20 protein-coding genes, 1 tRNA gene and 5 pseudogenes are annotated in these 21,432 nt (G+C 52.8%); 17 read left to right on the top strand and 9 right to left on the bottom strand.

The window, feature by feature from the left end; all coding sequences use genetic code 11:
- The first annotated feature begins 1 nt into the window (after position 1).
- The 15 genes and pseudogenes from LBF07_RS13985 to LBF07_RS13920 all read left to right on the top strand — a co-directional run bounded on the left by LBF07_RS13985 (position 2) and on the right by LBF07_RS13920 (position 12,582).
- A complete protein-coding gene (locus tag LBF07_RS13985) occupies positions 2–961 on the top strand; it encodes a hypothetical protein (RefSeq protein ID WP_094935521.1) in 960 nt (319 codons plus the stop codon).
- 8 nt (positions 962–969) lie between these two features.
- Complete coding sequence (locus LBF07_RS13980; RefSeq protein ID WP_094935522.1) at positions 970–2,925, top strand: vWA domain-containing protein; 1,956 nt, start codon at positions 970–972, stop codon at positions 2,923–2,925.
- Positions 2,925–3,611, top strand: coding sequence for an ABC transporter ATP-binding protein (locus LBF07_RS13975; protein ID WP_094935523.1), 687 nt, complete (start codon positions 2,925–2,927; stop codon positions 3,609–3,611). Before LBF07_RS13980 ends, LBF07_RS13975 begins: the two co-directional genes overlap by 1 nt.
- 31 nt (positions 3,612–3,642) lie before the next feature.
- Entirely contained in the window at positions 3,643–4,824 is a 1,182-nt protein-coding gene (locus LBF07_RS13970) for an ABC transporter permease (RefSeq protein WP_224435042.1), read from the top strand.
- A 130-nt stretch (positions 4,825–4,954) separates the two neighbouring features.
- Positions 4,955–6,349: an SUMF1/EgtB/PvdO family nonheme iron enzyme gene (locus LBF07_RS13965; RefSeq protein WP_223998095.1), complete on the top strand. Its 1,395-nt coding sequence runs from the start codon at positions 4,955–4,957 to the stop codon at positions 6,347–6,349.
- A gap of 18 nt (positions 6,350–6,367) precedes the next feature.
- The gene (locus LBF07_RS13960; protein ID WP_033144530.1) at positions 6,368–7,066 is read left to right on the top strand and encodes a hypothetical protein; all 699 of its coding nucleotides are present in this window, start codon (positions 6,368–6,370) and stop codon (positions 7,064–7,066) included.
- A gap of 11 nt (positions 7,067–7,077) precedes the next feature.
- Positions 7,078–7,560 carry a hypothetical protein gene (locus LBF07_RS13955; RefSeq protein ID WP_033144529.1) on the top strand — a complete coding sequence of 161 codons (483 nt, stop codon included), beginning with the start codon at positions 7,078–7,080 and terminating at the stop codon, positions 7,558–7,560.
- A gap of 51 nt (positions 7,561–7,611) precedes the next feature.
- Positions 7,612–8,088 carry a hypothetical protein gene (locus tag LBF07_RS13950; protein ID WP_058840477.1) on the top strand — a complete coding sequence of 159 codons (477 nt, stop codon included), beginning with the start codon at positions 7,612–7,614 and terminating at the stop codon, positions 8,086–8,088.
- Between the two features lie 25 nt (positions 8,089–8,113).
- Positions 8,114–8,542, top strand: a complete 429-nt coding sequence (locus LBF07_RS13945; protein ID WP_048980632.1) for an IrmA family protein — start codon at positions 8,114–8,116, stop codon at positions 8,540–8,542.
- Between the two features lie 256 nt (positions 8,543–8,798).
- Positions 8,799–9,779 (top strand): IS5-like element ISKpn26 family transposase, encoded by a 981-nt coding sequence (locus LBF07_RS13940; protein WP_016156491.1) that lies wholly within the window; start codon positions 8,799–8,801, stop codon positions 9,777–9,779.
- A complete protein-coding gene (locus LBF07_RS24730; RefSeq protein WP_342707331.1) occupies positions 9,761–9,952 on the top strand; it encodes a hypothetical protein in 192 nt (63 codons plus the stop codon). Before LBF07_RS13940 ends, LBF07_RS24730 begins: the two co-directional genes overlap by 19 nt.
- A pseudogene (locus LBF07_RS13935) lies at positions 9,909–10,136 on the top strand (HNH endonuclease); the annotation flags it as partial. The gene LBF07_RS24730 and the pseudogene LBF07_RS13935, both read left to right, overlap by 44 nt.
- A gap of 133 nt (positions 10,137–10,269) precedes the next feature.
- A complete protein-coding gene (locus LBF07_RS24725) occupies positions 10,270–10,653 on the top strand; it encodes a transposase (RefSeq protein WP_001201739.1) in 384 nt (127 codons plus the stop codon).
- Positions 10,650–10,997, top strand: a complete 348-nt coding sequence (tnpB, locus tag LBF07_RS13925) for an IS66 family insertion sequence element accessory protein TnpB (protein ID WP_000609174.1) — start codon at positions 10,650–10,652, stop codon at positions 10,995–10,997. The genes LBF07_RS24725 and tnpB overlap by 4 nt, the downstream gene beginning before the upstream one ends.
- A gap of 49 nt (positions 10,998–11,046) precedes the next feature.
- On the top strand, positions 11,047–12,582 hold the full coding sequence (locus LBF07_RS13920) for an IS66 family transposase (RefSeq protein WP_016239903.1): 1,536 nt from the start codon (positions 11,047–11,049) through the stop codon (positions 12,580–12,582).
- Between the two features lie 6 nt (positions 12,583–12,588).
- Here the strand turns inward: LBF07_RS13920 and LBF07_RS13915 are convergent.
- The 8 genes and pseudogenes from LBF07_RS13915 to LBF07_RS13880 all read right to left on the bottom strand — a co-directional run.
- Positions 12,589–13,062: pseudogene (locus LBF07_RS13915) on the bottom strand (IS3 family transposase); the annotation flags it as partial.
- Between the two features lie 80 nt (positions 13,063–13,142).
- Positions 13,143–14,651: a group II intron reverse transcriptase/maturase gene (ltrA, locus tag LBF07_RS13910; protein WP_001189111.1), complete on the bottom strand. Its 1,509-nt coding sequence runs from the start codon at positions 14,649–14,651 to the stop codon at positions 13,143–13,145.
- Between the two features lie 672 nt (positions 14,652–15,323).
- Positions 15,324–15,749, bottom strand: a pseudogene (locus LBF07_RS13905) (IS3 family transposase); the annotation flags it as partial.
- A 9-nt stretch (positions 15,750–15,758) separates the two neighbouring features.
- Positions 15,759–16,910, bottom strand: coding sequence for an IS30-like element IS30 family transposase (locus LBF07_RS13900; protein WP_001254932.1), 1,152 nt, complete (start codon positions 16,908–16,910; stop codon positions 15,759–15,761).
- A 67-nt stretch (positions 16,911–16,977) separates the two neighbouring features.
- Positions 16,978–17,235, bottom strand: a pseudogene (locus LBF07_RS13895) (transposase); the annotation flags it as partial.
- Between the two features lie 344 nt (positions 17,236–17,579).
- Positions 17,580–18,700, bottom strand: a protein-coding gene (locus tag LBF07_RS13890) for an IS3-like element ISSen4 family transposase (protein WP_087451024.1) whose coding sequence is annotated in 2 segments (ribosomal slippage) — positions 17,580–18,442 and positions 18,442–18,700 — 1,122 coding nt in all. Because the reading frame shifts where the segments join, the coding sequence is not laid out codon by codon here.
- Between the two features lie 70 nt (positions 18,701–18,770).
- Positions 18,771–18,950: pseudogene (locus tag LBF07_RS13885) on the bottom strand (Arm DNA-binding domain-containing protein); the annotation flags it as partial.
- 179 nt (positions 18,951–19,129) lie between these two features.
- A tRNA-Phe gene (locus LBF07_RS13880) sits at positions 19,130–19,205 on the bottom strand.
- Positions 19,206–19,374: 169 nt separating this feature from the next.
- Between LBF07_RS13880 and LBF07_RS13875 the strand changes: the two genes are divergently transcribed.
- Positions 19,375–20,220, top strand: coding sequence for an AraC family transcriptional regulator (locus LBF07_RS13875; protein ID WP_094935115.1), 846 nt, complete (start codon positions 19,375–19,377; stop codon positions 20,218–20,220).
- Positions 20,221–20,256: 36 nt separating this feature from the next.
- The gene (locus LBF07_RS13870; RefSeq protein WP_094935116.1) at positions 20,257–20,847 is read left to right on the top strand and encodes a LysE family translocator; all 591 of its coding nucleotides are present in this window, start codon (positions 20,257–20,259) and stop codon (positions 20,845–20,847) included.
- Here the strand turns inward: LBF07_RS13870 and LBF07_RS13865 are convergent.
- Positions 20,844–21,419, bottom strand: coding sequence for a transcriptional regulator (locus tag LBF07_RS13865; protein ID WP_032643754.1), 576 nt, complete (start codon positions 21,417–21,419; stop codon positions 20,844–20,846). The genes LBF07_RS13870 and LBF07_RS13865 overlap by 4 nt on opposite strands.
- Positions 21,420–21,432: the final 13 nt, after the last annotated feature.

The following is a 21,432-nucleotide window of genomic DNA, read 5'->3' as shown; positions in this document are numbered from 1 at the left end:
CGTGATCAAACCTGAACTTAAGACGCTGACCCCTATACAACCAGGATTCGCATTGCTCTTGTTGAAAGGCTGGAAAGGCGATGCCGAGGGCGTCACAATCTCGGTAGTACGTAATCAGGATCGCCTGTATCTGGATAGCCACGGTGATTGGGTCAGTGGCGAGATTTTCCTCGCCCTTCCTCCACTGATACAAAATGAGGAGACGCCCTGCGTTCAGGTCGGCCCTTCTCTGATCGATCCACTACTCGCCAACCGCCAGGCGGCCTATCGCATCACCATCAAAGATGGAAGTAATAAGGATATGGGGATTCTGACCATCGCTGAAGGGCTACTCAGCTCCCAGGCCGGTGGTGAAAACCCACTCCCGGAAAATATACAGACGCTGAATGATACCCCCATCGTGCAGCCGATGTCCGTTCAAGAACCGGAACCTGTCGTTTTAGAACCTGTCGCAGAAAAGCCTGTATCTCAACAGCCGCAGAAGCCGAAAAGTAAGCTGCCGTTATTTGCGGGATTAGCCATTCTATTGCTCCTGCTGGCCGCTGCTGGGTGGTGGTTTACCCGTAAGCCAGAGCCTGCAATTCCAGCGGCACCTCCCGCGCCCGTCGCGAAAATTACCGGGCCGTGTGGTGATGAACAAATGGCGAGCGGCAATGAAATGGCGTTCGTTAAAGGGTGCCTGCGTAGCCAGCCAAGTAGTGCACAACTGCTGGACGTCATCGCAAAAGCGAAAGCGGCAAAACATTGCGATATCGCTCAGCGCCTTTACGCCTATAAAGCCCAGTCCGGCGATACGCAGATAGCTGTTCGTTATGCACAAGAATATGACCCGAAAACCGCAAAACCAGGGGGATGCTTCAATCCTGACGCAGAGACAGCGGCGTATTGGTATGAATCGGTTGTAAATCAGGACCCGCAGAATAACGAGGCCAAAGCCCGTTTAGCTGAGCTGAAGAAATAGGATAAACAATGAAATACATGCATTGGTTCAGTAGCCTGGTGTGTGCCGCAACGCTGGCATCCCCCGCCTGTGCCGCGGGTAAACAGCCGCTTTTGCAGGAAGGTAAACATGCGTTATTCCAGCGGGTACTGACTTACCCAGGCTGCCAGCTGTCCGCCAAAGCAGGTGAAGCAGGTAAAGAGCAGCCGGCCTTTAGTCGATTCTATGTTTACCAAAGGACAACGCTGGGTCAGGACACGTGGCTGCAGGTTGGGCCGGACAGCTTTGGTCATACCGCTGGCTGGATGAAATCCTCCTGCACCGTTGACTGGAAAATGCAGCTGACGCTGGCGTTTACCAATCCTGCTGGCCGTCAACCGATGCTGTTCTTTAAAGAGAAATCCGACGTTGAGTCTCTTCTGAACAGCAAAAACCCTGCGGCAACATTGCAACCAATGCTCAACAGTTTGAGCAGCCATAAACCGGTCCCGCAGGTTCTGGCACGCGAGCCTGATTACATGGTGGATCAGTTAAAAAACTTTTATCTCTTACCTGTTCTTGGCTCAGATGATGTGTTTACCGATACCGGCTTCCAGGTACGTGTACTCAACGTTGCCTCCGTCAGCGAAAAGTCGCTCGCAAAAAAGGCCGCGTCCGCTGCTGATGAAAAGAACATGATGAAAGGGTTCTCCGCCTCGGTTGTTTTTGTGATCGACTCCACCATCTCGATGGGGCCGTATATCGATCGCACTAAAGAGGCGATCGATAAGATCTACAAGAGGATCGAGAAGGAACACTTACAGGATCAGGTCAAGTTTGGCCTGGTAGCTTTCCGCTCCAGCGTGAAAGCGGTTCCGGGTCTTGAATACGACAGCAAGATGTATGTCGACCCCAATACCGTTAAAGATGGTAAAGACTTCCTCGCTAAAGTACATGACCTGAAGCAGGCTACCGTTTCCAGCAGCAAGGTTGATGAAGATGCTTACGGCGGGGTCATGACAGCGCTGGACAAAGTGGACTGGACGCAGTTTGGCGCCCGCTACGTTGTACTGATTACTGACGCAGGCGCGCTTGATGGCACAGATAAGCTCTCGTCAACCCATCTGGATGCCGCCCAGGTGCGTCAGGAAGCCGCCTATCGTGGCGTTGCGCTGTATGCGTTACATCTGAAAACCTCTGATGGTAAGAAAAATCACAGTTCTGCTGAAGCCCAGTATCAGGAGCTGACGTTAAATCCATTCCTGCACAAACCGCTCTACTATCCTATTGATTCAGGTGATGTAAATAGCTTCGGTAGTATGGTCGATAACCTGGCGAATGCCATTACCGGCCAGATTAAAACAGCCTGGAGCGGCGAAGAAACGGCGGGGAGCGCGCTGGGGGCAAGCCCTAAATATGCCGGTAAGAAAGAAGATCCCCTGCTCAGTGATGCCGACAAGTTAAGTAAGGCAATGCGTCTTGCCTATCTGGGTGAAAAGCAAGGCACCACGGCACCACCGGTATTCAAGTCATGGATAAGCGACCGCGATCTGATTGACCAAAACATCCCGGCGACCGAGGTGCGCGTACTGCTCACGAAAAGCGAGCTCAGCGATCTGAGCGATGTCATGAAGAAGATCGTCAATGCCGCCAATGAGGGGATGATCTCTCCGGATGACATGTTTGCCAGCCTGCGTTCTCTGGCGGCAACCATGGGCAACGATCCAAACCAGGCGAAAGGGAAAAATGCGACCCGACTCGGAGAGATGGGACTGCTCGGTGAATATATCGAGAGCTTACCTTACCTCAGTGAAGTATTGAGCCTGGACGAAGAAACCTGGAAAAGCTGGGATGGCCTTGAGCAGGAGCGTTTCATCCGCAGGCTGAATACCAAGCTTAATTACTATCAACGCTACAACCAGGATGTAGACCGTTGGGTGGCATTAGCGCCCGATAGCGACCCACGCGATAACGTTTATCCGGTACCTCTGGAGAACCTGCCCTGATGTTGAGGATCCGCGATATGGAGATCAGCCGGGGCGGAACGCATGGCTATAGCGTCGCCCTCCCGCACCTCTCGTTGAAAAAGGGAGAGGTGGTCGCTCTAACCGGGCCTAGCGGGTGCGGTAAAAGCACGCTTCTGGAGATGATAGGGGCGATCCTCCGCCCAGCGCATCTTGCCGAATACCGGCTCGCCGGTCGCGATATTTCAATACCGCTCATGGCTGAAAACGAGCCTGTCCTGGCCGCGCTTCGCGCACGCGAGCTTGGGTTTATGCTACAGCACGGCGGCTTGTTGCCCTGGTTACCCGTGATAGAAAACATCACTCTGGTTCGCAGGCTGGCAGGACTTAGCCTACAGTCAGCCTGGCTCGATAAGGCCATCGACAGCCTGGGCGTGCGGCCGCTGCTGACAAGAATGCCTTCCCGGCTTTCTATCGGCGAGCGCCAGCGCGTTGCCTTCATCCGTGCGATTGCCCACCAGCCACGCTTACTCCTTGCCGATGAACCGACTGCGGCGCTGGATCCTGATAATGCAGACCGGCTGTTTGACCTGATGATCGGCATGGTGCGCTCACTGGATATGGCAGCCATTGTTGTGAGCCACGACTGGCAGCGCGTGACGCATTTTGGGATTGACCGATATCAGGCCGTGACCGGAGAGGGAAAAAGTGTCTTCTTATCCAGCTGATATGCCAGCGTCAGGCACCCTGCTATGCCGTATGGCTCTGCGCGATCTCATTCACGATCGCAAGGTCGCGCTGTGCATCATCTTCTCTTTGATTGCCGTTATCGCACCGTTATTGCTGCTGTTCGGATTGAAGAATGGCATTGTCAGCCAGCTTCGCCATCAGCTTCTCGACGACCCTCGCACCCGGGAAGTACGTATAACGGGTAATGGTAATTATGATTTTGCCTGGCTTGATAAGCTCGCCCGCCGTTCAGAAGTCGGATTTTCGATTCCGTTAACCCGTTCGCTGAACACTCAGGCCGATCTGGTCCGGGACGGGCAACACTTTGTCCCGGGTGCTGAAGTGATCCCGACGGCCAAAGGCGATCCTCTTTTGCAGGATGTCAGAGCACCGGTCAAAGACAGCGATACCGTACTCAGCGCCAGTGCGGCACGGCGCCTTGGCGTGCAGCCAGGAGATATCCTGCGCCTGATGGTGAGCCGAAAAAGCGAAGGGAAAAACCAACGCGCCACGTTCGCTTTAACCGTTACCGGCGTGCTGGATGACGCAAAATTTTCACGTCAAGGTGCCTTTATTACATTGCCTTTGCTTGTTGCTCTGGAAGACTACCGCGATGGCTTTCAGGTTCCCTTGCTGGGGGTCAGCGATGGCAAGCCGCCCAGAGAGAGAACCCGCTATTCAAGAGCACGTATCTATGCCAGTTCGATAGATGACGTTTCACTCCTCGCGCGGTGGCTGGAGACGCAGAACATTGAGGCTATCACTCAGTCAGCTCAAATTGAGTCTGTGCGTGCCATCGACCGTGTGCTGGGGATTATCTTTGGCGTGATAGCCTGGATCTCTGCATCAGGGTGCATCGCCTCGTTAGTCGGTGCCTTCATCGCCAACATTGATCGTAAGCGCAAAGATATGGCCGTGCTGCGCCTTCTGGGTTTTCGCCGTCGCGCTGTGACGCTTTTTATTATTATTCAGGCGCTGTGTTTGACCGGCGTCTCATACGGACTGGGTGTGATCATCTACCTGCTGGGCAGCGCATTGTTCAACCATGTGTTGGGCAGTTCTTTACCGGACCAGGCATTCGTCTGTCACCTTGACCCCCTTCATTTTATCGCCGCATTGCTCTGTGTCCTTGCCGTGGCGTTAGGCGTGGCCGCTATCGGAGCACTGCGCGCATTGAAAATCGAACCTGCGGAGAGTTTACGTGAAATCTAAACTGGCGATGAGCCTGGCTATCATTGGACTCGGGTACGCCTGCGCGGCGAAAGCCACCTGGGATGAAAAGTTCTGGAACCCAAAACCTCTGGCCGATGACGTGATATTGCCTATGCCGTGCGACGGTGCCATGGCATTTCGCAAAGTCGCTATCCCGCTGAATAAACCGCTGGAAGATTACAACATCACGCTGGGGCAAGAAGGCGACGACTGGGGATACGTTGAACAATCTCGCCAGGAACACATTGCAGGCAGTTTCCCGGAGAAGGGTGGTAAGGGCCGTTATTACCTGATGGCCAAATATGAACTGAGCGACCTGCAGTATCGCGCGCTTTCTGGGGAATGCCCGACGACGGATATGAAAGGACGTTTACCGAAGGTGAGTATTGGCTGGATGGATGCCATGGTATTCGCAAATCAATACAACCTGTGGTTACGAAAAGAAAAACTTTCTGCACTGCCTGAAGATGATGGTCAGGCGGGATTTTTACGGCTTCCGACAGAAACCGAGTGGGAGTTTGCCGCACGCGGCGGGCTCGCGGTTTCCCCCGCAGAGTTCCGCGATCGCCACTTCCCCATGCCTGAAGGATTAAACGGTTATGTCTGGTTTGCGGGGGCACAGTCTGCAAATGGAAAACTTCAGCTTACCGGCCTGCTGAAACCTAACCCGCTCGGATTGCACGACATACTGGGCAACGCAGCAGAGATGATGTTTGACCCGTTCCGCCTGAACAAGCTCGATCGCCTGCATGGTAAGGCTGGGGGCTATGTCGTTCGGGGGGGCAGTTATATGACTCCTCAGGCGGATATCCGCAGTTCACTGCGTGGAGAGGAGCCGTACTATGCCAATGCGGGCGAGAATACAACCAAAAGCACCGGTGTTCGTCTGGTTTTAGTTTCCACAACCCTGACATCACGCGAGCGGGTGAAAGAGATTGAAAAAGAGTGGCAATCATTAGGCACGGGTAAAAAGGAGACACCTGCAGGCAAAGCTGATGATTCGCTAAAAAACCTGAATGCTATCTCGGCAAAAGTCCAGGATGACGCACTGAAGAAACAACTTGAGCAACTGCGCGGTGAGCTGCGCGCAAATAGCCAGCTTCGGGATGAACAACGGGATCAGGCAATACGCACATCGTTACAGTTGGGCGCCTTTTTGTGCACAAAAATGAAAGATGACGGCGAGTTTTACGATCGTCTCAACCAGCTCTTCACCAAAACCTGTGCCGCAGGCAGCCAGCTTGATGCTAATTGCTCCCGCCGTCAGGAACAGCTTGGTCAACATCAAAAAGCCCTTGATTTTATTACCAGTTATTACGCTGACACCCTGGTAGACATGGGCACAACCTATGACAAACCCCTCATCGAACCGCAGGTCGCTGTCGTATTGCAACAGATGGCTGCACGCGGAAAAACCAACCTTAACGGTTATCTCGATACCTACTGGAAGAACCTTCAGGGGTACTGGAAAGATGGAAAAGTTGCGCGCGAGGCGTGGCTTAGTTCATGTAAAAAAAATAATTAAATAGTTCAGGAGATTGGAATGTTAAAGGTTATTCGCACAGCAGTGATAGCAGGAATGATGGTATTTCTGGCGGGGTGCCAGAATGGCAGTACGGGAAGTAGTGGCGGCGTCGACCCGCGCCTTGCCAATAATCAGGACGTTGAGTTTTTCAATAAATCAGGCTGGCAGGCCTGTGCTGGCGGCGCGGTAATCGGCGCACTGGCCTGCGCTGTCAGTAACTCCAGCAACAAAGCGGTATGTATGGCCGCCGCCGCTATCGCCGGTTGCGGTGTGGGTATGGGGGCTAACGCCTATCTGGATAATCAGCGCAAAAAATACGCCTCCCAAGAGCTGCAGTTAAACGCAACGATTAAGGATGTTGAAGCCGAAAACAAACGCATTCAGAACGCAACCAGCGTTGCAAAATCGGTTATCGACTCTGATAAAAAGACCCTCGCTCAAATAGAAAAAGATATGGCTGCAAACACGGTGAAAAAAGACGCCGTACAGAAGCAAATTAAAGGAGTGGATGCCAACATTGCTTACCTTCGCGGCACCATCACCGACATGAAAAAACATGAGAAGCAGTGGCAGGACGTTTCTGCAGACATGAGCAAATCCGGCAGTGATACCCAAAATCTGGATAGCGAGATTGCGTTGATGCGCGACAAAATTGGCTCTCTGCAGGGCGAGCTCGATAGCCTCTATACCCAGCGCACCGCGCTGAAAGTCGGTTGAGGGGAATAGCAATGCGTTATATTTTTCTTGCACTCAGCGCACTCATATTAGCCGGCTGTGCCACTAACGCGCGAGATTGTGACCCGACAACCGGTGATGTCAGCATTATTACCAAATTTAACTGCAACTACTCCGGCACCTGGGATAAGCGCGTTGAAGATAAACAAAAAACGCTGCAACACGATCAGGAACTGAATAAAGAGTTCAAAGCGGTGAATGATGCGATTGAAAAAGAGAAAGCACTGAGCAATGCCAACGTAGCCAGTAAACAAAAATCGCAGCAAGAACTGCAAAAGTCGATGAACAATCTGGTCGCCCAGTTGAAGAAAAAAACAGCTGGCCGGGCTGATGCTCAAAAGCAAGTTGCAGACCTGGAAAAAAGTATGAAGGAGGCGCAAAACAAACCAAGCGCTTCCGAATTGCAAAAACAGATGGAACTGCAGAAGCTGCAGGGACAGCTGAATGAATTACAAGAAACACTGGCTTCACAATAATAAAATAGCAGCCGGATTACCGGCTGCTTTACCTGCTAAGGAAAAATAACGTTGAAATCTCAATTACTCTCTGCTGGATTATTGACACTTCTGGCGACAACTCCAAGCGTTCATGCTGCACCGCCTGAGCCTGAACTTATTTTCAACTGCGAACTCACGAACGGAAAATACGTTATCGTCCGTCTGGATCACGATGTTCCTACTTATTATTACGGCTCACTTGAAAAAGTAGAAATGACTCTCCCCCAAAATGAGGGAGACAAAACGCAGGTTCGCCTGGGTGAAATGACGTTCTCAGGTGGAGGCGCTTATTATTATCGTTTCATCAATGGCAACTACAGCTATGTTGTTTATAGCGGTACGGGAAAAGGATGGGATTATACCGGCCTGAAAGTATATAAAAACCAAAAGCTCATCATGAAAAAAGAGTGCACTAATGGGGGGTTTTTACCTAATGAATATCGCGGTCAAGGCCTCGTAAAAGAAGCGGACACCGGTGATGATGCAACATACGGTTATGTTGATTAATACATCATTTTCAGGATGGTAAAATATGATGAGCCGTTACTTACACTGTAGCACAGTATTCGCATGTCTTTTATTCGCTGCTCCAACTCATGCGATTGAGATCTGGCACTCAAACACCGTCTGGGCAAATCAAGGGATGTGCAGCGCCACTTTCACGCTGGACAGTGGCATGGAAAGCGTTGGTTCGTTAGAGATAGGCTTTGACCTCGTTGATGCAAAAAATAACCTTGTAGCTCATGATACTTTGCAGGTAGACCCATTCGGCGATTCTGATGCCACGCGATACCAAACGGCTTTCGCCGAAGGCGAGCATTATTGCGAAAGCAATCTCACGCTGCGCCTGACGTCACTGGCATTAGTTAACGGAAAGACCAAACAGCCTTTACCTCTCAGTTTGCTTACACCAAGGGCATTTATTCCATTCCCTATCATTAACCCACAGGCAGATCACTAATATGTCTATAGACGCTGAAGCAAACTCAACACCTGACAATAATGGACCTGGCCTTTGCTTTTTGTTATTACTTATCTTTGGCGGGTTCGTTTTCTTTATACCTGCAAGCGTTGTGGTCGCCTTCCCGGCCGTTCTCGCCGGTTCCTTCCTGTATTTTATCTGGTATCTTATTTCGGAAGGGCATTTAGGGAAGGTGCGAACAAGTTCCTGATATGAGATCATCATATTCATCCGGAGCGCATCCCAGAGGGACATCATGAGCCATCAACTCACCTTCGCCGATAGTGAATTCAGCACTAAGCGCCGTCAGACCCGAAAAGAGATTTTCCTCTCCCGCATGGAGCAGATTCTGCCATGGCAGAATATGACCGCTGTCATCGAGCCGTTTTATCCCAAGGCGGGCAATGGCCGACGGCCCTATCCGCTGGAGACCATGCTGCGTATTCACTGCATGCAGCATTGGTACAACCTGAGCGACGGTGCCATGGAAGATGCCCTGTACGAAATCGCCTCCATGCGCCTGTTTGCCCGATTATCCCTGGATAGCGCCCTGCCGGATCGCACCACCATCATGAATTTCCGCCACCTGCTCGAGCAGCATCAACTGGCCCGTCAATTGTTCAAGACCATCAATCGCTGGCTGGCCGAAGCAGGCGTCATGATGACCCAAGGCACTTTGGTGGATGCCACCATCATTGAGGCACCCAGCTCGACCAGGAACAAAGAGCAGCAACGCGATCCGGAGATGCATCAGACCAAGAAAGGCAATCAGTGGCACTTTGGCATGAAGGCCCACATTGGTGTCGATGCCAAGAGTGGCCTGACCCACAGCCTGGTCACCACCGCGGCCAACGAGCATGACCTCAATCAGCTGGGTAATCTGCTTCATGGAGAGGAGCAATTTGTCTCAGCCGATGCCGGCTACCAGGGAGCGCCACAGCGCGAGGAGCTGGCCGAGGTGGATGTGGACTGGCTGATCGCCGAGCGTCCCGGCAGGGTAAAAACCTTGAAGCAGCATCCGCGCAAGAACAAAACGGCCATCAACATCGAATACATGAAAGCCAGCATCCGTGCCAGGGTGGAGCACCCGTTTCGCATCATCAAGCGGCAGTTCGGCTTCGTGAAAGCCAGATACAAGGGGCTGCTGAAAAACGATAACCAACTGGCGATGTTATTCACCCTGGCCAACCTGTTTCGGGTGGACCAAATGATACGTCAGTGGGAGAGATCTCAGTAAAAACCGGAAATAACGCCAGAAATGGTGGAAAAAATAGCCTAAATAGGCTGATTCGATGTGTTTGCGGGAAAAAAATCGGCCCAGATCCGCGAAATTTTAATCAGCGAGTCAGCTTGGGAAGAAATGACCTGCTTATTCGCACCTTCCTTAGCTCTCTGTTCAATCCATCATAAAGCCTTTGATAAAGGCTCTCTTGGAGTGGATGAAAACATGCGCGTTCAAATATCTTCCGCTGTAAATGGTAATAGCGTTGTATCCAGATTCTTTTGGGACTTCGCAGGAGCTCAAATTCACCTCCCACTACAAAAAGAAAATTATCCGCAGGATAGTTATATAGAGTGTGTTGTGGTCAACTAAAACTGGCCACCGCGTTAGAGTTTTTCCAGTATCGGTTTTCTGATTCGTTTGTAAGCGTCGTCTGAGTACCGTCTGGTCCCGAATCCAGGATCCTGTAACTTAAGCACCCACTTATTTTGCAGGTGGACACCTCATGCGCGCTAAAGAAAGACTTCCCCGGAAACACTATTCCCCTGAATTCAAAATGGAACTGGTCAGGCTGGCTCTTGAAGAAGAAGGCAGTATTGCCGCACTGGCCCGGAAACATGACGTCAATGATAACCTGCTCTTTAAATGGATAAGGCTCTGGCAGCGTGAAGGGCGGGTCTGTCGGCCCCGAAAAAACTCATCGTCGCTTCCTGCCCTGATACCCGTGCAGCTTCAGGCGGGCTCTTCTCTCCCAACCTTCGAACTACCATCCTGCTCTCCTCCCGCTACCTGCCACATAAAATGTCGGGGAGGAGAAATAACACTGACTCATCCCTCTGCTGAACTCATGAGCACTGTCCTGCGCGAACTGATGCGGGGGCCTGTATGATAAATCTTCCCGCAGGCACAAAAATCTGGCTGGTTGCCGGTATCACCGATATGCGCAACGGCTTCAATGGCCTCGCCGCAAAGGTGCAGACCGCGCTGAAAGATGACCCGATGTCCGGCCACGTCTTCATCTTCCGGGGACGCAGCGGCAGTCAGGTAAAACTGCTCTGGTCCACCGGCGATGGTCTGTGCCTGCTGACAAAGCGACTGGAACGTGGTCGCTTCGCCTGGCCCTCAGCCCGCGATGGCAAAGTGTTCCTGACGCCGGCGCAACTGGCGATGCTGATGGAAGGTATCGACTGGCGACAGCCAAAGCGGTTACTGACATCCCTGACCATGTTGTAGCGCTCTTTATCCTGGTTGTCGCAGAATAAGCCTGGTAAAATACAGGCTTATGAACGACACCTCTTCTGACGACATCCTTCTGCTGAAACAGCGCCTGGCCGAACAGGAAGCGTTGATCCACGCCCTGCAGGAAAAGCTGAGCAACCGGGAACGCGAAATAGACCATCTGCAGGCGCAACTGGATAAGCTGCGCCGGATGAACTTCGGCAGTCGTTCCGAAAAGGTATCCCGCCGTATCGCGCAAATGGAAGCTGACCTGAACCTGCTGCAGCAGGAAAGCGATACGCTGACCGGCCGGGTGGATGACCCGGCAGTGCAGCGCCCGCTGCGTCAGACCCGCACCCGCAAACCGTTCCCTGAGTCACTCCCACGGGATGAGAAGCGGCTGCTGCCGACTGAGCCGTGTTGCCCGGAGTGCGGTGGTTCGCTGAGTTACCTGGGTGAGGATGCCGCCGAACAGCTGGAGCTGATGCGCAGCGCCTTCCGGGTTATCCGGACAGTCCGTGAAAAGCATGCCTGCCGTCGGTGCGATCGCATCGTTCAGGCCCCGGCTCCTTCGCGCCCCATCGAACGGGGGATCGCCGGACCGGGGCTGCTGGCCCGAGTGCTGACCTCAAAGTATGCAGAGCACACACCGCTGTATCGCCAGTCGGAGATCTATGCCCGCCAGGGTGTAGTGTTGAGTCGTTCTGTACTGTCGGGCTGGGTGGATGCGTGTTGTCGTCTGCTGGCACCGCTGGATGAAGCCCTTCAGCACTATGTCCTGACCGACGGCAAACTCCATGCTGACGATACGCCTGTCCCGGTGCTGTTGCCGGGCAATAAGAAGACGAAGACCGGGCGCTTATGGACGTACGTTCGAGACGACCGCAACGCCGGATCAGCGCTGGCCCCCGCAGTGTGGTTCGCTTACAGCCCGGACAGAAAAGGTATCCACCCTCAGACCCATCTTGCAGGCTTCAGTGGCGTACTGCAGGCTGATGCCTACGCCGGGTTCAACGAGCTCTACCGCGACGGCCATATAAAGGAAGCCGCGTGCTGGGCCCATGCCCGCCGAAAAATCCACGATGTTCACGTCCGTACCCCGTCAGCCCTGACGGAGGAGGCGCTGAAACGGATCGGCGAGCTGTATGCCATCGAGTCGGAGCTCAGAGGTAAAAGAGCAGAGGAACGGCAGGCAGTCCGGCACCAAAAAGTGCTGCCGCTGCTGGCGTCACTGGAGGGGTGGCTGCGGGAGAAACAGAAAACCCTCTCAAGGCACTCAGAACTGGCGAAGGCGTTCGGGTATGCGCTGAACCAGTGGCCGGCGCTGATCCGCTATGCAGAAGATGGCTGGGTGGAGGTGGATAATAACATTGCCGAAAACGCCCTACGACGGGTCAGTCTGGGGAGAAAAAACTGGCTGTTCTTCGGCTCGGATCATGGTGGTGAGCGCGGTGCGTCACTGTACAGTCTTATCGGGACGTGCAAATTAAACGGCGTGGATCCGGAACGCTATCTGCATTATGTACTTGATGTCATCGCCGACTGGCCTGTGAACCGGGTGGGTGCTCTGCTCCCGTGGCGGGTTACTCTGCCTGCCTGACCAGCTTCACTTCGTCAATACGGTTCTCACTGCACGCTTACATTCGTTTGGTGGTAACCCACCATTATATTCGTGCGGTCTTAGTGCGCTGTAATATCCAACGATATAGTCCGTTATTGCGTGAGCTGCATCGCTGAAGCTTACATAGCCCGTCGCTGGCACCCATTCGTTCTTCAGACTCCTGAAGAAGCGCTCCATTGGGCTGTTATCCCAGCAGTTTCCACGCCGACTCATACTCTGCCTGATCCGGTATCGCCACAGTAACTGCCGGAACTGCCTGCTCGTATAATGACTGCCTTGATCGCTGTGGAACATCACCCCGACGGGCTTACCACGGGTTTCCCATGCCATTTCCAGTGCTTTCATGGTAAGCCTGCTGTCCGGCGAGAACGACATGGCCCAGCCCACTGGTTTTCTTGCGAACAGGTCGAGAACAACGGCGAGGTACGCCCAGCGCTTACCCGTCCAGAGTAGAGTAAGAGGCAGGGCGTAGTCGGACTATTTCCCTGCCTCTCCTCCCCGAACCGGACGTGCACCTTTCAGCGCATCCGGCTCTCCATTTAAATGCTGGCGAACGCCATTGCCACTTCTGTAAAGCGCGATGTATACGTGTTTCTGGTCTCCGTCCTCAGATAGGGATTACCTTCGGGTAGCCGCCAGCGGAACAGCTTCTTGCCTTGCCCCACCAACCGGTACAGTATTTCGCCGCTGAGCTTGCCGTGATTGGTTTTACCAAATAAAACCCACGTTTTGCTCTGACCCGGTTTCGGTGATTTACACCACCACCTCATCAGGGAAGCGATACCTGTACGGTATTTGCGGGCCAGCCAGTGAGCCAGCTTCCAGAACACGACACGGTCGATATAACTGAAGACTTTGGCCTTAAAATCAACGAACTGATAGAACATGGCCCAGCCTTTCAGTTTTCGGTTGAGTTGTTCAGCCATATCGACTTTGCTTTCACTGTAGTTGCCTGATAACAGTGCTGTCAGCGATGCGGCGAAGTTTCTGGCTTTCTCCTGCGGGATCGTTGAGACCACTCGCATCTCGCCATAACGACTGCGTTTGCGAATGATCCTGTGCCCCAGAAAGATAAAGCCGTCATTAACATGGGTGATTTTAGTCTTATCCATGTTCAGCCTGAGTTTCAGACTGCCTTCGAGCACACCCCGACACTCCTCCCTGATGGCTTCCGCCTGTGCTTTGGTGCCTTTGACGATGAGGACAAAATCATCGGCATAGCGGCAGTACGCCACCGCGGGTTTCCACTGCCAGTTTTCTCTGACCGCCGTACTTCGGCCCCGTTGGATACTGTTATTCCAGTACCACCGATCTTTTCTGGCTTTCCCGCTCAGGTAGCGCTCATGCAGGTATTGATCGAACTCATTCAGCATGATGTTCGATAATAGCGGCGATATAACACCGCCCTGTGGCACACCTTCACTGGCCGCCCGAAAGAGACCGACATCGATATGTCCCGCCTTGATGGTTTTCCACAGCAGAGTCATGAAACGTGCGTCACTGATCCTGCGGCGTACAGCCTTCATCAGCAGTCGATGATGTACGGTGTCGAAGTAACTGGACAGGTCGCCTTCAATCACCCAGCGTCCCCGGGTTTCACCGCAGTCTGTGAGCTGTAATTTCACCGTGCGGATCGCGTGGTGGACACTGCGCTCAGGCCGGAAGCCATATGAGAGCGTATGAAAATCACTCTCCCATATCGGCTCCATCGCCATCAGCATGGCCCGCTGAACAATACGATCCCGCAACGCGGGGATACCCAGTGGTCGCAGTTTGCCGTTGCTTTTAGGGATGTAAACCCGTCTGGCGGGCAAGGGCTGGTAGTGGCCTGAGAGTAATTCATCCCTGAGGATTTGCAGCTCAACAGCCAGTCTGGCCTGTAGCATTGTTTTGTTCACGCCATCAACGCCGGGGGTATGCGCCCCCTTTGATGAAAGCGTGATCCGCGCCGCTTCAGCCAGCCATTCTGGTTGTGTTATCAGACGCAGCAGCCGTTGAATCCGTAGGGACGGATCGGTGGCCGCCCATGTGGCAAGCTTGCGTTGCATTTCGCTGATTATCAAAGGTCTTCACCTCGTTAGGTCAGTTAATTCACGTCGCAAACACATTCAAACTGCTTCCCTTCGCCATGTAATGGGCTTTCCCCATCGCGGACTACTACGGAAGCTCCGCCAGCCAGCGCGTCATCGGAGCCATGCCCCCTTAACATCCGTCGCTGACCTTCCCCGGTTTACCTGCCTGGACTCAGGCATACTGAGGAGGCTGCCCGTCGCACTCTTTATCCTTGCTTGCCGCAAGTTGGCAGAAGTCAGCAACGCAAGCGTGATAGACGCTGCTGCCCCGGTGTTTCGCATACATGTCAAAACACCTTCGACCGGCAGTGCTTACGTATCACTGCCAGTTCCTCCTGCACGGCCTGTCAGATCACGTAGGCCGTGGTGACGTTTTCAACCCACAGAGGCGGATTAACGGGTTCATGTTCTTCAGCCTTTCAGTACTTAACCTTGAGGATCATCTCGGCTTAGTGATCTCGCCTCAATCCCCGTTGTCAGCGGGTTACATCACCCTGCGGGCATGCCGCAGGTCACTGCCGCTCAGGTTCTCCACCGTCACACCCGGTGGGATTGTTGGGTTTCTCATCGTGAGTTACCGGTTCAATATTCCAGACAGACTCGCGGTTCATTTAAGCATCCATGCCCGCCCTGAACTCCGGGCACACTATAGGTCACATCACCGCACCAAACCTGATTTGGTTCCGTTACGGCGAACTGTCGCTCAAGATGATTCGGGATAGCAACGTGCTCATGACCGCCACGCTTATACCGGTGAGTCGGCTGCTGGCAACTGACCAGCCCCAGCTCTTTCATGAGTCTGCCAGCAAGCCAGCGCCCCATCTGGTAGCCTCTCTGGGTTGCCATTGTGGCGATGCTTCTTGCTCCGGCAGAGCCGTGGCTGATGCCATGCAGTTCAAGTACCTGGCTGCGTAATACAGCCCGTCTGCCGTCTGGCTTTTCAGGACGGTTTTTCCAGTATTTGTAGCTGCTGCGATGGACCCCGAACACATGGCAGAGAGTGGCCACAGGATAACGCGCCCTGAGTTTCCCGATTATCGAGAACTGTTCAGGGAGTCTGACATCAAGAGCGCGGTTGTAGATTCAATCTGTCAATGCAACACCCCTTTCAATTATCTCTTTCGGTGTTTTGAACTTCAGTGTCTTTCTCGGTCTGTTGTTTAGCTGAGCAGCAACCAGATCTAGTTCATGTTGAGTATATTGGGCAAGACATGTCTTTTTAGGAAAGTACTGCCGAATTAGCCCATTTGTGTTCTCATTTGTTCCCCGCTGCCAAGGACTCTGAGGATCGCAGAAGTAAACTTTAACGCCGGTGCTGACAGTAAATTCTAGATGTCTGGCCAGTTCCATTCCTCTGTCCCATGTCAGTGATTTTCTGAGTTCTGACGGTAAACTCAGGAATTTGTCGGTAAGAGCCTGATTTACTGAGACAGAATCTTTGCCCCTGAGTCTAAGGATGATCGTATAACGTGATTTTCGGTCTACAAGTGTGGCTATATGAGAGTTTTTTGTACCTGAGACTAAATCGCCCTCCCAATGCCCCAGAGAGCGTCTGTTATCGATATTTCGGGAACGTTCGTGAATTGGTGTTCCGTTCACTATGTTAATCGTACCTCTTTCGCCTTTGCGGGTATGACGCCTGCCATGGCGAAGGCTATGCGACCGTCGCAGATGCTGTATATTCAGGTGGTGTAGCGCTTCACGGCTACGAAAGTACAGCGTTTTATAAATTGTCTCAGGTGATATTCGCAGCGTTTTTTGACGTGGTTTTGTTCGCCTTAACCATCCTGATATTTGCTCTGGAGACCATTTCATCTCCAGCTTTTCCAGAACAAGCTTTCGCAATGGTAAATTTTGATCCAGTAAGCACGGTTTTGGCCTTTTCGCCATTCTGTTGGCTCGGTTATTAGCATCAACAGCTTTGTAATAGCGTCTGCCCCGATTACGCTGAACTTCACGTGAGATCGTCGAAGGACTGCGATTCAGCGCAGTAGCTATCGCACGAATGCTCATTTTGGCTGACAAACCAGCTCGTATCTCCTCGCGCTCAGACAGTGTCAGGTGAGCTACAGCCCGCTTACGCTCATGGGGTTTTATGCCGCCAGTATCCCTTAACATAGTGAAGATCGTTCCGGGTTTTGAACCCAGGATATTCGCTATTTCACTGAAGCCTGTTCCGTTCTTCCATAGTTCAAAAACAGAGGCTTTTTCCTCTGCTGTAAATGTTCGTCTCATTCAAAAAACCTCCGCAACCCCATGTTTTCACATAACTGTTGCGTTGACCAATTGAATCTACAGTAGCCTTTTTTAATATTTCATTTTCCATTTCAATACGTTGTAGCTTTTTCCTGAGCTCACGGATTTCAATTTGTTCCGGGGTAATGGGGGAGGCTTTTGGTGTTTTTCCCTGCCGCTCATCACGTAATTGTTTCACCCATCGCGTCATTGTGGAAAGGCCGACATCCATAGCGCTGGCTGCATCTGCCACGGTGTAATTCTGGTCAACGACCAGTTGAGCGGATTCGCGTTTAAACTCTGCGCTGAAATTTCTTTTTTTCATTATGGCACCTGTGTTGTTCTGAGGTGAGCATATCACCTCTGTTCAGGTGGCCAAATTCAGTAAACCACTTCAGTGGCATATACGCGAAATTTTCAGAAAGTAACTTATTCATCTTGATGCTGATAAACATGGCATTCCCGAGTTATAAAGAGATTGAGATTCCCTTACTTTGAAATATTTATAACCGATGGGGAGAAGTTAGTTCTTCCTCATGTTATGAACCGTTGGGGAGGGAGTTCGGCCTTACCGATGAAGAAATGAGCATATTGCTTCCTGATGATAGCAACCGTCCCCAATGGAACAACATGGTCCAATTGACCTGCCCCCACGATTAGATACAACACTCAGTTAGTAACGTCGGAATCTTCATTCTCAGAATGACCCTTTCTCCAGCCCGCTGCAAATTCAGACGGTGTCTGATAATTCAGCGTGGAGTGCGGGCGGCATTCGTTATAATCCTGCCGCCAGTCATTAATAATTTTCCTGGCATGAACGATATCGCTGAACCAGTGCTCATTCAAACATTCATCGCGAAATCGTCCGTTAAAGCTCTCAATAAATCCGTTCTGCGTTGGCTTGCCCGGCTGGATTAAGCGCAACTCAACACCATGCTCAAAGGCCCATTGATCCAGTGCACGGCAAGTGAACTCCGGCCCCTGGTCAGTTCTTATCGTCGCCGGATAGCCTCGAAACAGTGCAATGCTGTCCAGAATACGCGTGACCTGAACGCCTGAAATCCCAAAGGCAACAGTGACCGTCAGGCATTCCTTTGTGAAATCATCGACGCAGGTAAGACACTTGATCCTGCGACCGGTGGAAAGTGCGTCCATGACGAAATCCATCGACCAGGTCAGATTGGGCGCCGCCGGACGGAGCAGCGGCAGACGTTCTGTTGCCAGCCCTTTACGACGTCTTCTGCGTTTTACGCCCAGGCCACTGAGGTGATAAAGCCGGTACACGCGCTTATGATTAACATGAAGCCCTTCACGGCGCAGCAACTGCCAAATACGACGGTAGCCAAAACGCCTGCGCTCCAGTGCCAGCTCAGTGATGCGCCCTGATAAATGCGCATCAGCAGCCGGACGGTGAGCCTCATAGCGGCAGGTCGACAGGGATAAACCTGTAAGCCTGCAGGCACGACGTTGCGACAGACCGGTCGCATCACACATCAACATCACGGCTTCCCGCTTCTGGTCTGTCGTCAGTACTTTCGCCCAAGAGCCACCTGAAGCGCCTCTTTATCCAGCATGGCTTCGGCAAGCAGCTTCTTGAGTCTGGCGTTCTCTTCCTCAAGCGACTTCAGGCGCTTAACTTCAGGCACCTCCATACCGCCATACTTCTTACGCCAGGTGTAAAACGTGGCATCGGAAATGGCATGCTTGCGGCAGAGTTCACGGGCGGGTACCCCAGCTTCGGCTTCGCGGAGAATACTGATGATCTGTTCGTCGGAAAAACGCTTCTTCATGGGGATGTCCTCATGTGGCTTATGAAGACATTACTAACATCGGGGTGTACTAATCAACGGGGAGCAGGTCAGAGACAGCAGGGTAGACCCCAAGAGCCAGTAGCTTTTGTTTTCCTGCAAAGCGGTATTGTAGACGCCAGTATTTGGAGCCATTGGGATGAATAAGAAGATGCATGCCGTTGCCGTCAGTGAGCTTTACAGGCTTGTCGGCGGGCTTGGCATTTCTTACCTTGACATCAGTGAGAGCCATCGTTTACCCCTCCCTGTGATGGTACAAAACGTATCGAACTAACAATACCAACAGATATACCATCAAGGCAATGTGGATGTTGATGAATGTTAGTGAACGTCAGTAAGGGGGATAAAGTAGATATTTTGTTGACTTTAAAAAGAAAAACGGACGTCAGTGGACGTCCGTGTATGAATAAGTGGTGCCCGGACTCGGAATCGAACCAAGGACACGGGGATTTTCAATCCCCTGCTCTACCGACTGAGCTATCCGGGCAACGGAGCGCATTAAACCGCAATCACGCTCGATCGTCAACATTATTTCGGGAAAAGCTGTTCAACTGCTTAAGTTTGCGGCAATCTGTCCGCTTTCGCCGTGAAAATGCACAAATCTTCCAGACACAACCAGCGTAATACGGCAATGCTGATAGCAAGAGGAGGACAGTATGGCGAATGACTGGCTTGAACTGCGTCAGCATGCAGATACGGGTATTGAGACGATTAAAGCGCATTTCGAAGGGCATGCCTTTGATCCGCACTGGCACGATAGCTATCTGGTAGGGATAACCCTCTCCGGCATGCAGCAGTTTCACTGCCGCCGTGAGCGTCATCGTAGCCAGCCGGGCGACGCATTTCTCCTCGAACCTGGCGAGATCCACGACGGTGATGCGCCTGTAGAGGGCGGCTTTACCTATTTGACCTTCTATCTGGATGAGCGCTGGCTTACCCGTGCGCTACAAGGGCTTTACGAATCTACTCCCGGGAGTTATTCACTCCACTTTGCCCAAACGTTGACGCGGGAGCCGCAGCTGGTGCGTGCTATCGGTGAGACATTTTCCACCCTGCATAATGACGAGATGAAAATCGTTCAGCAGAGCACAATGGATAATCTGCTCTCCCGGATCACCGCCCACTGCCACTGGCGTAAAAAACTGCCGTCGCAGTTACAAAGCGCTGCCGTGGCGCACCGTGCGCGCGACTATCTCTTTGCTCATATCGGCGAGAACGTAGGGCTGTCAGACCTTGCGCGCGAGACGGGCACGGATCGCTTTACCCTGACGCGCTGTTTTAAGCGCGAGTTCAACCTGGCGCCACACGCATGGCTTATTCAGCTGCGTCTGGCAAAGGCCCGACAGCTGCTGGCGCGTGGCGACCAGCCCGCTGATGTGGCTGGAACAGTGGGTTTTGCCGATCAAAGCCATCTGGGACGTTGGTTTCAGCGTGCTTACCGTATCTCTCCTGCACACTACCGACGGTTGTGCACAAACCTTCCAGACGTTTCCAAAAAATAACGGCACATTCATGGCTCTAATAAAAAGGAGCCACCCGTGAGTTTGATACCCTTTCTGTTGTTCGCATTTGTCGCCTCCATTACGCCGGGGCCGACCAATATTCTCGTGCTGACGAACAGCCAGCACTTTGGCGTAAAAAATACCGTACCTGCTATTTTGGGCGGATGTATCGCGGCCAGTGCGATTGTGCTGGTATCAGGCACGGGCGCAGGGGAAGTGCTGCGTCAGTATCCTCTGATACGTCAGATAATGAGCTGGACAGGCGTGCTGTGGCTAAGCTGGTTGAGCTGGCAGCTGTTTCGCGCCCCGGCTGCCCGTCTCTCCGCTGAGAACCGTATTCGATTCACCGCTCGGGCGGCGGCGCTGCTGCAGGTTGTGAACCCCAAAACCTGGATGATGGCGCTGGCCGTCGTCAGCCTGTTTGCCCCAACTGGCGATCATGCATTGCGGGATATTGCGCTAATGGCGCTATGGTTTCTGCTGATCTCGATAGCCTGTTTGATGTGCTGGGCGTGGTTGGGTAAAGCGGTGAACCGAATTTTTCGCACCACCGTGGCGATGGTGCGGTTTCAGCGCCTGATGGCGCTGTGTCTGCTCGTCTCCGCCTGGGCGGGCATGCTGGCTTAGGTCAGCGCTCCACCCATTCTGCATTGGGCAAAGCGTAGAATATCTTCCGCCAGGCGGTGCGCCGTATCCACATCGGCCTGGCTACGGTTCACCAGCATGCGGCTGAGGCAACCTTCCAGCACCAGCTCCATCTGTTTAGCCACCATCGCAGGGTCATCGACTTCCAGCGTGGTCAGCAGCTCGTGGGTAAAGTCATGCGCCGCCCGTTTTTGCTGATCCGCCAACTGGTGAATAGGATGGCCAGGGTCAGGAAAATAAGTGCAGGCGGCAATGAACAGACAACCCGGGTAGCGGTTGTTGCTGACGCATTCCGTCAGGGCGGTATAGCGCGCCAGCAGCTTTTGCTCCGCGGTCAGTTCTTCATTCAGCATCAGTTGTCTGCGCCAGATATCAACCTGCTGGCTGAGATAGCGCAGGGCGTCATAGAGTAGCGCCTCTTTATCTGGCCAGAAGCGCTTAAGTTCATCCAGGGGATAATCGATACGGTCGGCTACCATCTCAAGCGTAGTGCTGGCGATCCCTTGAATCTCAAGTAGTTGCAGGGCTTGTCCCAGTACGTCTTCACGTTGCACGGTTATCTCCTCC

The sequence above is a fragment of the Enterobacter cloacae complex sp. ECL352 genome (assembly GCF_020149545.1).
Taxonomy (GTDB): domain Bacteria; phylum Pseudomonadota; class Gammaproteobacteria; order Enterobacterales; family Enterobacteriaceae; genus Enterobacter; species Enterobacter asburiae_B.
Note: the sequence above shows the minus strand (reverse complement) of the source record. Positions and strands in the feature narration are given on the sequence as shown.

Coding starts and splice junctions, on each gene's coding strand:
- LBF07_RS13900 (WP_001254932.1), bottom strand. CDS start 16,910: ATGAGACGAACATTTACAGCAGAGGAAAAAGCCTCTGTTTTTGAACTA.
- LBF07_RS13960 (WP_033144530.1), top strand. CDS start 6,368: ATGTTAAAGGTTATTCGCACAGCAGTGATAGCAGGAATGATGGTATTT.
- LBF07_RS13940 (WP_016156491.1), top strand. CDS start 8,799: ATGAGCCATCAACTCACCTTCGCCGATAGTGAATTCAGCACTAAGCGC.
- LBF07_RS13920 (WP_016239903.1), top strand. CDS start 11,047: ATGAACGACACCTCTTCTGACGACATCCTTCTGCTGAAACAGCGCCTG.
- LBF07_RS13965 (WP_223998095.1), top strand. CDS start 4,955: ATGGCATTTCGCAAAGTCGCTATCCCGCTGAATAAACCGCTGGAAGAT.
- LBF07_RS13945 (WP_048980632.1), top strand. CDS start 8,114: ATGATGAGCCGTTACTTACACTGTAGCACAGTATTCGCATGTCTTTTA.
- LBF07_RS24725 (WP_001201739.1), top strand. CDS start 10,270: ATGCGCGCTAAAGAAAGACTTCCCCGGAAACACTATTCCCCTGAATTC.
- ltrA (WP_001189111.1), bottom strand. CDS start 14,651: ATGCAACGCAAGCTTGCCACATGGGCGGCCACCGATCCGTCCCTACGG.
- LBF07_RS13955 (WP_033144529.1), top strand. CDS start 7,078: ATGCGTTATATTTTTCTTGCACTCAGCGCACTCATATTAGCCGGCTGT.
- tnpB (WP_000609174.1), top strand. CDS start 10,650: ATGATAAATCTTCCCGCAGGCACAAAAATCTGGCTGGTTGCCGGTATC.
- LBF07_RS13980 (WP_094935522.1), top strand. CDS start 970: ATGAAATACATGCATTGGTTCAGTAGCCTGGTGTGTGCCGCAACGCTG.
- LBF07_RS13875 (WP_094935115.1), top strand. CDS start 19,375: ATGGCGAATGACTGGCTTGAACTGCGTCAGCATGCAGATACGGGTATT.
- LBF07_RS13975 (WP_094935523.1), top strand. CDS start 2,925: ATGTTGAGGATCCGCGATATGGAGATCAGCCGGGGCGGAACGCATGGC.
- LBF07_RS13970 (WP_224435042.1), top strand. CDS start 3,643: ATGGCTCTGCGCGATCTCATTCACGATCGCAAGGTCGCGCTGTGCATC.